We start from the raw sequence: 12,350 nt of genomic DNA, 5'->3' as shown, positions 1-12,350 counted from the left end.
AAAAACAGGACGGTGGTGGTTTCGGTGAGCGAAGATACTCGCCTTTGAGCGTGTGCATGGATAAATGGAGATAAATAGATTACCAGTCCAGTCACTAATCAACGCTTGTACAGCAGGTATTCTCAAACATTTACATGATTGTATGAACACATTAGTAAAATCAATAACTTTGAAGTTTATTAAATTTATAGAATATACAGGTAATAAAGACTTTTCCGTACCAATCGTATCAGGGGAAGTACTAATTGGTAAAAGCTTTCTGCTTTATCCCGTCCATGAAAAACCATGCGTTGCTTCAAGGTATTCTGAACGGCTCCTCCAACGCGATGGCTGTTTACAAGCCAGTTCGTGACTCGCAGGGGAGTCTTGTTGATATGCGTCTGGTGATGCTCAACGATTTATCGGCGAAGTGGATGGGCTTCCCCGCCCACCAGCTGGCTGGTCAGCGTTGGAGCGAATTAGCACAACAGTGTTTTTGGATCGAACGCTTCGAATGGCTCAGCCAAGTGCTGGAAACGGACACTGACTTCGAGCAGGAAGTAGATGTGCGCAGGCCTGATGGGTCGTACCAACGGCTGAAGGTGTCTATTCAGAAAGTTGAGAAGTATGTACTCATCACGCACTACCCTTCTGCTCATGACAAGGAGGTCGACGTGCAGGAAGCCCGACATAATGCGTTGCTGGAACGCATCTTTGCTACCTCACTCCTGGGTATTGTCGTGCATCGGGCCATTCGCGATTCGATTGGAGTCATTACCGATTTCCGGGTGATCGAAGTGAACGAAGCCAGTCTGAAAATGATGGGCTCGTTGACCACAATAAAGGGACAGACGCTTAAACAGTACCATCCCCAAACCGAAACGCATGGTTTGTTCAATCAATTTGTGCAGGTGTGTGAAACGGGCGTTTCCTTCGAGACGGAACGCTATTACCCACATATCGGGCGCTGGTACATCCTGATGGGTGTTCAGCTGGGCGATGGGCTGGTGGTTACCTATCAGGATATTACCGATCGTAAGACCGCAGAAATGGCTCGTAAACAGCAATCCGACCTACTGGCCCACATTACAGATGTGGCGCAAATTGGAGTTGTCATCTACGAGCCAATTCGGGATCAGGAAGGTCGGATTATTGATTTTCAGTTCAACTATTTTAATGCACAGGCCCAAAAACGATTGCCCTTAGACTGGAAACAGGTTATCAATAAGTCCATGCGTGCCACGGCTATATTTGAGGATACAGATATAATCATTAGTCACATGATACAGGTGATCGAAACCGACACGCCTGTTCGCCTGGATATGGTGCTTCCCAATGGACATGTGCTGGCAGTCACGTTTTCTACCTTCGGCGAAAATATCGTGTCGTCGGGTGCTGATGTCACGAAGCTTCGGCATACTGAGCAACAGGCCCGCTACAATGCCGAATTAGAGCAGAAAGTAGCGGATCGGACCCGGACATTAAGTTTGACGCTGGAGGAGTTGAAAAAATCCAAAGAGGAACTGGCCAGTGCTCTGGCTGCCGAACGTGAATTGGGGGAGTTAAAATCCCGTTTTGTCGCTATGGCTTCGCACGAGTTTCGGACCCCGCTCACATCGATCAGCACCTCGGCGGCACTGGCGGGGCGGTATACGAACCCAGACCAGTTGGACAAGCAGAAAAAGCACCTTGACCGTATCAATACATCGGTATTTCATTTAAATTCTATTCTTGAGGACTTCCTGTCCGTCAGTCGGCTGGAGGAGGGGAAGATTCGGGCCCAGGTTACGGAGGTCGATTTGAGCCGATTGGTCGATGAAGCCGTGGCCGATATTCAGGGATTATTAAAGCCCGATCAGTCGGTGCAACTGGCTATTGTCTGTCCGGATATTCTTCATCTGGATGCTTCTTTACTCCGTAAAATTCTGATCAATCTGCTGTCCAATGCCATTAAATATTCCGGGCCCGGATCGGTGGTTTTCATTGAAGGGTATTGTGTGGAGAACCAATTACAGTTATCGGTGCAGGACCAGGGCGTAGGTATTTCTGAAGAAGACCAGCGGCATCTTTTTCAGCGGTTTTTCCGGGCCCGCAACGTGAGCCATGTTTCGGGTACAGGGCTGGGTCTTCATATTGTAGGTCAATACGTTAAAGCAATGGGCGGCCACGTATCGGTGCAGAGTGAATTAAATAAGGGAACGGTCGTCACCCTTACCCTTCCGCTGCTCCTGTCATCGTTACATAGGGATCCGATAAGTGGATAAATAGGCGCTTAACGTACCCGGTCCGACGGTCACGCCTTGTCTGAAACGGGCAAGTATACCTTAAATGTAGCTCCCTGGCCGGGCCGGCTGCTGGCGGTAATAGCGCCACCATGATTGGTAACTACTTTCTCGCAGATAGCCAGACCGATGCCCGTTCCTGCATACGTATTACGACCATGCAGCCGCTGGAAAACCTGAAATAGCTGATGCAGGTACTTCTCATCAAAACCAATACCGTTATCGATCACCTCGATCTGATGGTATGTCGTTTCTTTACGAACAGGGGTAACACCTGAAGGTAAGCTGTCAGCCGTCAGGATACTGGCTTTTATTTCAATCATGGGTGCCACTCCGGTCTGGTGAAATTTAAGCGCGTTGCTCAGGAGATTTTGAAACAGTTGACCAAGCTGCATAGAGTCGCCCGGAACTGTTGGTAAGGGGTTTACCTTCACCTGAGCACTGGTTTCATTGATAACGACCTCCAGATCCGTTAATACTGTGTCCACTACCTGATTCAGTGAGACAGGCGTTTGGGCGTTTTGCAGAACCGCAGCAATGCGTGAGAAATTAAGTAAATCGTTGATCAGACGCGACATGCGGCTGGCTGCTGTCTGCATCCGGTCCAGATAAATCGCGCTTTCTCCCAACCCATTGCCCAGGTTGTCCTTCAGCAGGTCGCCGAATTGCTGAATCTTGCGGAGTGGCTCCTGCAGGTCATGGCTGGCCACATAAGCAAACTGCTGGAGGTTGTCATTGGATCGTTTTAGCTCAACGACCGAGGCTTGCAGCTCCTCCGTTCGTTGTTGAACTTCAAGGTCTAATTTGCCCGATAAAGCCCGGAAGCGGGCTTCACTATCGGTTAATGCCTGGCGGGCGATGGTCTGCTCATGCACATCGACGACCGTACCGATCATGCCCTGGTAAATCCCGTCTTCAGTGAATCGGGGACTGCCCAGGTCAAGAGACCAGCGATACAATCCATTCTCCTGGCGTAACCGATACAAGGCGCTAAACGGGACCTGCCTTTCGTTCGCTTCTTTAAACAGGCGGCCCACCGCTGCCTGATCATCGGGATGGCACGCTTCCAGCCAGCCAAACCCTTCGGCTTGTACCTTGGTTTGTCCGGTGGTATCGTACCACTGTTTGTTTAGATAAGTGCAATAGCCACTGGGATCTGTTTCCCATATGATCGCTGGCACCGTATCGATTATCTGCCGGTAGTAAGCCTCACTTTCCTGTAGTTTTTTACGCGCAGTTACTTCCGGCGTTACGTTCACGGCCATCTCCAGAATGGCGTCCACCTGACCCGCCGAGTTGAAAAGTGGTTTCAAACTCAGGTCGAAGAAGTATGTACCGGCTACTCCATCAATGACCAGATTTGCCGGGGCAGCCTTTGCTTCAAAAGGCTCGCCGGTTGTGAATACTTGTTCTAAAAGTTGTATGGCTCCCTTATCACTGGTTTTGGTTAAAACCTCCCGGATAGGTTTCCCCTGAATGGACGGTCCCCGGCCAAAAAAGCGGATCATCAACTCATTGGGAATCTCGATCCGCATTTCCCGGCCTACAAAAAGGCAGGTAGCGACCGGGGCCAGTTCAATGATTGAGCGCAGGCGGGCTGCACTGATGGAACCAGACTCCGTATGCTCTTCGCTCTCGTCAACTGCCTGTGCCACGCCACTAAAGCGATATACCTGATTGGATGGCGTAAAGTAGCTCTTTCCCGTAAAACGCACCCGGCGCAGCTTGCCATCATGGGCTCCAAGGGTACGATACGTTACATCATACCGGCCGTTCGATGCGGGGTTCAACGCCCATTGTATCGCTTCAGTTACCCGGGCGGTATCGTCAGGGTGAATAAACTGAATGGCGTCTTCATACGTAAAGGGGGTATCCTCGGGTAAGCCAAACAAGGCTTGGCAGCGTTTATCCCATTTTAGTTGGTTGGTTGTCAGGTCTAACTCCCAGGTACCCAACCCGGCCGCTTCCAGCGCCATATTTATATCAATCCGTTCGGTAGGCTGACAGACAGGTTCAGAAGAGGGCTGTTGAGTATTGTGCATGACAAGCAACGGATTTGATGACCAAGTTAGTGAAACTACACAAAAAGCGAACCAAGTTTATGGGCCATGATTACTAAGGCTCATTGAGTTGTCTAAGCGAGTTTGTGGTTAAAATACACAGTTTTATCTTATTGTTTATTATTCAATGAATAAAGCAACAGGCAAAAAAGGTTCTCAGAAAGATCTTTGATGAGCTCAATGGGCATGCCTGAAGTAACTCGACGGGGCTTTTAGCTGTGGAGAAACAGATATAGCACGTTCAGGTTCTTTTAATGATAAAAATGAACGGTTAAGACGTATGTTCCCGACGATAAAAGAGCCTTTATGTCCTGGTTGGCTCCCAAAGCCGATTGGGTATTTTTTTAGTTGGGAATGAGGGAAAGGTACTAGTCATTTCTGGTCAATATCTGACCTGCGCAGGATTCCGCTTCACGAATCTGTTTAACGTTTTTAACCGGAACGCTTAAAAAAGTAGGTCGGGCGTACGGGTGAAACATCCTGTTTAGGAACAAGTTGCTTATTTTCGCCACTTGTTTTCCTTATTTGCGCTCCATCAACATGCGTTTTTCTCTTCCTCTTCTGTGTAGTCTGCTCGCGGCCCATGCTGCACCCGCTCAGTCCAGCGATATTCCGGCCGATGCCCAGCGCGTTGTCCAAACCGTGCGGCCCGACGCCATTCGTAACCACATGCGTATTCTGGCAAACGACTCGCTGAAAGGCCGGAAGCCCGGTACACCCGGCTTTGCGATGGCAGCCGAGTACGTGATGGCTCAGTTCAAAGCCCTTGGGTTGAAACCTGCCGGAGAAAACAATACCTATAAGCAGAATGTGCCCCTTCGGCGGTGGGCGGTGCGGGAGGATAAGAGCACGCTGGCTCTGATTGTGAATGGGAAAGAGCAGCCTCTTACCTATGGACAACAGTTCATTTACAGCCCCGCCCCCGATCATGCCACCAGCGAGGTGACCGCTCCCGTCGTGTTTGTTGGCTTTGGCGTTACCGCGCCCGAACTGGGTTACGATGATTATAACGGCATCGACGTGAAGGGAAAAGTTGTGGCTTTTTTGAATGGAGCACCGTCGACCTTTCCATCCAACCAGCGGGCCTATTATTCGTCGGCGAAGGCGGAGAACGCCGTGGCGCACGGGGCCATTGGTACGCTGGCGTTCAACCTGCCCACCGACTTGCGCAACCGTATTGAAACAGCCGCTCCCCGGGCCCGGCAGGGCGTGTATCGCTGGGTAGACAAGCAGGGACATCCGCAACGGACCTATCCGGGCATTCAGGCTGCCGCTTCGTTGAGTGATTCGACTGCCCGGCTGCTCTTTACCAGGGCCGGCACGCCCATTCGGGAGATGTTTACGAAAGCACAGAAGAACATGCCGCAGGCGTTTCCGCTGAATGTGTCGGTACACATGAAAGCACAAACCGATGTAGTAGAAGACGTGGCCGGGCTGAATCTGGTGGCCATGCTGCCCGGCTCTGATCCGGTGCTGAAAAATGAGTACGTCGTGTTCGTCGCTCACCTCGATCACCTGGGCATTACCCGACCCGTAAAAAACGTATCCACGCCCGGCCTGGATGCGCCCGGCGATTCCATTAATAACGGGGCGCATGACAATGCATCGGGCGTGGCGATTAACCTCGAAACGGCCCGGTTATTCGCATCACTGCCCAAAGCACCCCGTCGCTCAATTCTGTTCGTGGGCGTCACCGGAGAGGAAATGGGGCTGCTGGGTTCTGATTATTTCGCCAGCAACCCAACCGTGCCGAAGGAAAAGATTGTGGCCAATTCGACGCTGGATATGCCGTTCTTCTTCCACCCGTTGCTCGATATCGTGCCCTACGGCGCTGAGCATTCGAGCCTGAATACCCCGGTCAAACAAGCGGCCGGGTTTCTGGGCGTTGGCATTAGTCCCGACCCGATTCCTGAGCAAACCGTGTTCATGCGGAGTGACCACTTCAGCTTTGTCCGGCAGGGTATTCCGGCGCTGTTCATCAAAAGTGGCTCGCAAACGGGTAATCCCGACCTCAATGGAACTAAGCTGAACCTCGACTGGCGGGCCACTATTTACCACACCCCAAAGGATGATATGAACCAGCCGTTCGACTTCAACGCAGCGGGTAAGCATGCTCAATTGCAGTTTCTCGTCGGCTATTTAACCGCTCAGGACGACCAGCGGCCCGTTTGGAACAAGGGGGATTTCTTCGGTACGAAGTTCGGTAAAGACAGTGCTGCAAAATAAAATAGTGCATAAAGACAGCTTCATTTGTTAGTTTACCTGTGAGGGTCGCTGAGTATATTTAACTATCTTTTAATTACGCTTAAGCTCCATTACGCGCAACTTTACGGTTTAGGAAATAAGAGGGAATCATCTGCTGATATCCTGCCTGACCAATGATTTTGCGGAAACTACTCGTCCATATTCTTGTCCTGATTGCTGGGTTCCGGGCCTCTGCTCAAACAACGCTAACGTTGCGGCAAACGCTGCAGCAGGTGCGCGAAAACAGCCCGGCCCTGCGCGTTGAACGGTTGAACATCAATGCCGCTCAGGCTGACCAGACAACCGCCAATTTACGGCCGAATCCCGTATTGAATAACCAGACACTTGTTCAACTGGCTCAACCGACGGGGGCAGCCGTTCCTGTGCCCGGTGCCGAAGGCGTAGGTGTACTGAATCGCCAGCGACGGCAGTTCTGGCTGCAGGCTACGAAAGAGTTCGACATTCATAACAAACGTGCCTATCGAAACCGCTTTGCCGAAGCCAACACAAACCTGGCAGTGCAGAGCGTAGCCGAAACCGAACGGGGCATCCTGTTCGACGCGGCCAACCGCTACCTCGATGCGTGGTATGCCCGTGTGCAGCTGGCCCTGCTCCAACGGGCCAAAGCCAATGTTGATACGCTGGTGCAATTGAATAAGGTACGGCTTAAAAATCTGGTCATTACCGAAACCGACCTCACCCGGACGCAACTCATATCGGATCAGTACGACATTCAGACCCGCACGGCTCAGCAGGATGTACGCAACCGCCTGAACGAACTACGGCTGGTCGTTGGCGTGGCCGACAGCATTAATGTGGCCCTGAACGACTCGATCATCAATCCAGCGTTTACCAATCCACTCAGCCTGTACCCAACGGTAAACGCCAGTGCTGACAGCTTGTTACTCCTGGCGTCTACGTCCCGGACCGACGTGCGTGTGGCCGAAGCCAATCTGGAAACCGCCCGGCGCAATGTCGACCTCCAGCAGGTGCTGGCCAAGCCGCGAAATGAAGCTGGTTTGATCTGGAATCCACAAAACACAGTTCCCTACGCGGGCGTCTTCCTGACCCTCGAATTGCCGGTTTATAGCCGTAATCAGGGCGAAATTCAGAAGTCAAAGGTGTTGCAGGAACAGGCCGGGCAGGCCGCTGCGCTGGTGCAGGCACGAATACGGTCGGAGGTCGAAACGGCCTACCAGTCCTTTGCCACCAGTCGGCAGAATATCGACCGCTATGTAGGTATCCGGCGCGATGCCGACCGGGTGCTGGCGTCTGTTCGCTACGCCTATTTGCGTGGGGCCACTACCTTAATTGACCTGCTACAGGCACAAACGTCGTGGTTCGATACGCAAACTGCCTATTATCAGGCTCTTTATACACACCGCCAAAACTACGTCCGGCTGCTGTATGCAACCGGGCAAATCAACACGTACTGAACATGAAATTTTATCCTCTAGTCTTGCTGGTGCTCCTGACAGTTGCCTGCAAAGACAAGCCCAAGCCGGTTGTTACGGCGCCACCCCGCCCGGCCGTCAGCACCGATGGCAGTCGTATCAGCTTCCCGGATTCGTTGATGATGCGGGCGTTTACAACGCAGCCTGCCCGTGCGGGGGCTATTCACACTGAATTTTCGGCCCCCGGTCACGTAGCGGCTATGGTGGTTCGGTCAAGTGAAAATCCGGCGGAGCGGCTTGTTTTATTCGATGATTCGGGTCTGTCCGATAATTACACGGCTATTCTGCAACACCGGATCAACATTCAGACGGAGCGCGGTAACCTGGAACGGGTTAAGGATTTGCAGGCGCACGGGGCCGCTTCGGGTAAGGAAGTGATTGAAGCCCAAACCCAGCTGGCGAACGAAGAAGCGGCCATTATTTCGGACGAAGCGACGCTCAAACTGGCCGGTTTTGATCCCGAAGCCCTGCGTACCGCACGGCCCAATACGATTCTGGTTGTCTGCGAAATTCCGGAGAATCAGTTTGGCAGTATCCGCAGGGGAATAAACTGTACGCTCAATTTTACGGCTTTCCCCAACGAGCGGTTTGCCGGTCGGATCGACAATGTGAATGATTATGTGGATAACACAACCCGCCAGATAAAACTGCGCATTTCGGTAGCGAACCCCGACGGACGACTCAAAGCGGGCATGTTTGCTACCGCCGAGTTTGGTATAAAAGAGGCTGGTCAATACATAACCGTTTCGCGCGATGCCATTGTAACGGTACAGGGACGCGATTATGTCTTTGTCCGAACCGCCCCGCAAGTCATTGAGCGACGGCCTGTAAACCTTGGCCAGCAACGGGAAGATCGGGTGGTGGTGCAAAATGGCCTGAACGAAAGCGATCAGGTCGTTACGGCTAATGTCCTGCAATTGAAAGGATTGAGTTTTGGGTATTGATGTCTGGGCCAAGCTCCTGCTTGGCCCTAAACAGTGAGCCGACAAGGGCCAAGCGGGAGCTTGGCCCAGACGAAAATTATGATTCAGAAACTAATTATATTTTCCCTCAAAAACCGCTGGGTCATCGTTGGCCTTGCAGTGGCGATTATGGGATTGGGGTTGTGGTGCTTCAAACTACTGAAGATTGAAGCGTACCCCGACATTGCCGATACCAACGTCATCGTGATTGCTAAATACGATGGCCGGGCGGCAGAAGAAGTTGAACAACAGGTAACGATCCCTATCGAACGGGTGCTCAACAGCGTACCGCACGTAACGGACCGCCGGTCGCGGACGATCTTTGGGTTGTCTGTCGTGCAGTTGAACTTTGACGAAACCGTTACCGATTATTTTGCCCGTCAGCAGGTTATGGAACGGCTCACGGGAGCGCAGTTGCCGGATGGCGTTGCGCCGGAACTGGCCCCGCTCACCACCGCTGTCGGGGAGATCTACCGCTACGTTATTGAAGCTCCGGCCAGCATGACGCCTATGCAACTGCGCGATTTGCAGGACTGGGTCATTATTCCACAACTGCTCCAGGTGCCCGGTCTGGCCGACGTGACGACTTTTGGCGGGCCTATCAAACAGTATCAGGTCATACCCGACCCGGCCAAGCTCCGTAAGTTCAGCCTGACCTTGCAGGATGTGATCGAAGCGGTCCAGAAAAACAACCAGAACACCGGCGGTAACGTCATTTCGCGCGGTGGACAGGGCTTTGCCGTGCGGGGGCTGGGTGCCCTGAAATCGCCCGACGATGTGCAGAATATTGTGCTGAAAGCCAATGAAGGCGTGCCTGTTCTGGTACGCGATGTGGCCAGTGTCGAAATCAACCCACCCTCACCATCGGGCATCCTGGGGTACCGCATTCCGGACGAAAAACTGGATGTGGTGGGTGCAACCGAAGGTATTGTTCTGCTGCGCCGGGGCGAGAATCCCAGCGAAGTGCTGGAATTACTCAAAGAGAAAATCGCCGACCTCGAAGCCCGCGAACTGCCGAAAGGGGTTCACCTGCGGATACTCTACGACCGGGGATTCCTGATCGATCACTCGCTCGAAACGGTGGCGCATACGCTTATCGAAGGGATTTCGATTGTCGCCATCCTGCTCGTGCTGTTTTTGGGTAGCCTGCGGGCGGCTCTGGTCGTAACGGTTACTATCCCGTTTTCGCTGCTGTTCGCGTTTATTCTGATGAAGCTGGTGGGTATTCCCGCCAACCTATTGTCATTGGGCGCTATCGACTTCGGGATCATCGTAGACGGGGCCAGCGTGATGGCCGAACACCTCATCAGGCGATACCGATCATCCGGCCCCGCCGATCGAAATCAGGGCATCGTGAACGTAACGGCCCGTTCGGCGGGGGAAGTAGCGCGGGAGATTTTCTTCTCCGTCACCATCATCATCCTGGCCTATATGCCCATTCTGCTGATGCAGCGGGTTGAAGGAAAACTGTTCAGCCCGATGGCGCTGACGCTGTCCTTTGCCGTAATCGGTTCGCTGGTTTGTGCCCTGACGCTCATTCCGGTCCTGATTTCGTTCGCTTTCCGAAAGGCACTCGCGCCGGATGGGAAACCACTGAAAGAACATAAGAACTTTCTGCTGTCGCCGTTGGAGCGGGGGTACCAGTGGCTGCTCAAATCGACCCTGTTCAAAGCTCCGGCGGTGGTGGTTGGTGTGGGTATGACGGTTGTACTGGTCATGATCGGCTTTGGTCTGAAGCTGGGCACGGAGTTCCTGCCCGAACTGGACGAAGGCTCTATTTTCATGCGGGCTTTCATGCCGTCGGGGATTACGATTCAGGAAAATGCCAAGATTGCCCCCAAAATCCGGGAGATCATCAGCAGCTACAAGCCGGTTAGTTTTGTCATCACCCAGTCGGGTCGCAACGACGATGGCACCGACCCGTTCCCCACCGACCGGACCGAAATTCTGGTCGGTCTGAAAGATTACAGTACCTGGTCAGACACGATTTCGAAGAAGGAAATTGTGCGCTCCATGCAGACGAAATTGCAGGAAGCCTTTCCGGGCGCGTTCTTCTCGTCGGGTCAGCCCATCATCGACCAGGTTATGGAGATCGTGACGGGCAGCGCGGCCGACTTAGCCATATCGGTCGTTGGGAACGACTTGACGCTGATGCGGGCCAAAGCTGACAGTATTGCCACGCTGGTGAAAGGCATGAATGGAGCCGTATCGGTAAACATCGAGCAGGAGGGACCACAGGACCAGTTGGCGATCAATATCAACCGTCCGGCGGCAGCCCGCTATGGCATCAACGTGGCCGAAATTGAGAACATGATCGAAGCGGCCATTGGCGGTAAAGCGATCGGAAATATTTATGACGAAGCCAAACGCTATGACATTGTGGTGCGCTTCACGCCCGAGAGCCGGGGCAGTATCGACGCGATTCGGTTGTTGCAGGTGCCTTCAGCCACGGGTGCGCTGATTCCCATGAGCGAACTCGCCGATATTCATTATGTACAGGGGCAGACGAACATCTACCGCATCAACGGCAAACGGATGGTCACGGTCAGAACCAACATTCGCGGCCGCGACCAGGGTGGATTTGTGAAGGAGATTAGCGAGAAGGTACGTCAGCACGTGAAAATTCCTGAAGGCTACAGCGTTATCTACGGTGGTCAGTACGAAAACCTGGAACGGGCGGGCGGTCAACTGGCCATTTCCATCCCGCTGACGATTGTGGTCGTATTCCTGTTTCTATTCATGCTCTACGGCAACGTCCGCGATACACTGCTGACGCTCACCTGTCTGCTGTTTGCGCTGGCGGGCGGTATTGGTGCCTTGCTGTTGCGGGGCTACAATTTCAACGTATCGGCGGGTGTGGGCTTCGTGTCGATTTTCGGTATATCGGTCATGGCGGGCGTCCTGCTCGTATCGGCCCTTAACCGGAATCTGATGAACAGCACGAAGTCGTTACAGGAAGTTACCATCGAAACGGCGCAGGAGCAGTTCCGGGCCATTATGGCGATCATGGTCGTGGCGATCATCGGGCTGGTGCCAGCCGCCATCTCCAGTGGTATCGGTTCCGATGTGCAGCGCCCCCTGGCGACGGTGATCATCGGTGGGTTGACAACAACCCTGTTCTTTGCCCCGCTGATCATCCCGCCCCTGTTCTACCTCGTCAACCGCAAACGCCCCCGCCCGACACCGCTGGATGCTGCCGGCCATCATGTGCCGGAACCAATTGAGGAAGGGACGGAGATCTAAGGAGTAAAGCTGTAACCCTGAAAGGGTTGACTATAGATAACCCCGGACGAATGCCCGGGGTTATTGGCTATGTAGGTAGCTGCGCAACCCCGACGGGGTTGACTGTAGATAGCCCCGGACTAACGT

6 protein-coding genes are annotated in these 12,350 nt (G+C 53.1%); 5 read left to right on the top strand and 1 reads right to left on the bottom strand.

From position 1 onward, the window contains the following. The first annotated feature begins 275 nt into the window (after nt 1–275). The gene (locus ACYVK4_RS07755; RefSeq protein WP_461126924.1) at nt 276–2,243 is read left to right on the top strand and encodes a sensor histidine kinase; all 1,968 of its coding nucleotides are present in this window, start codon (nt 276–278) and stop codon (nt 2,241–2,243) included. A 29-nt stretch (nt 2,244–2,272) separates the two neighbouring features. Here the strand turns inward: ACYVK4_RS07755 and ACYVK4_RS07750 are convergent, their stop codons facing one another. Further along, the gene (locus ACYVK4_RS07750) at nt 2,273–4,303 is read right to left on the bottom strand and encodes a PAS domain-containing protein (RefSeq protein WP_461126923.1); all 2,031 of its coding nucleotides are present in this window, start codon (nt 4,301–4,303) and stop codon (nt 2,273–2,275) included. Between the two features lie 558 nt (nt 4,304–4,861). Between ACYVK4_RS07750 and ACYVK4_RS07745 the strand changes: the two genes are divergently transcribed. From ACYVK4_RS07745 to ACYVK4_RS07730, 4 genes are all read left to right on the top strand, one after another. Beyond that, nucleotides 4,862–6,547, top strand: a complete 1,686-nt coding sequence (locus ACYVK4_RS07745; protein WP_461126922.1) for a M28 family metallopeptidase — start codon at nt 4,862–4,864, stop codon at nt 6,545–6,547. A gap of 152 nt (nt 6,548–6,699) precedes the next feature. Next, on the top strand, nt 6,700–8,001 hold the full coding sequence (locus ACYVK4_RS07740; RefSeq protein WP_461126921.1) for a TolC family protein: 1,302 nt from the start codon (nt 6,700–6,702) through the stop codon (nt 7,999–8,001). Nucleotides 8,002–8,003: 2 nt separating this feature from the next. Next, entirely contained in the window at nt 8,004–8,963 is a 960-nt protein-coding gene (locus ACYVK4_RS07735) for an efflux RND transporter periplasmic adaptor subunit (RefSeq protein ID WP_461126920.1), read from the top strand. Between the two features lie 78 nt (nt 8,964–9,041). Next, the gene (locus tag ACYVK4_RS07730; protein ID WP_461126919.1) at nt 9,042–12,224 is read left to right on the top strand and encodes an efflux RND transporter permease subunit; all 3,183 of its coding nucleotides are present in this window, start codon (nt 9,042–9,044) and stop codon (nt 12,222–12,224) included. Nucleotides 12,225–12,350: the final 126 nt, after the last annotated feature.

This window comes from Spirosoma aerophilum (genome assembly GCF_054782495.1).
The sequence above is the reverse complement of the archived record's forward strand: the minus strand, read 5'-3'. Positions and strand labels throughout refer to the sequence as shown.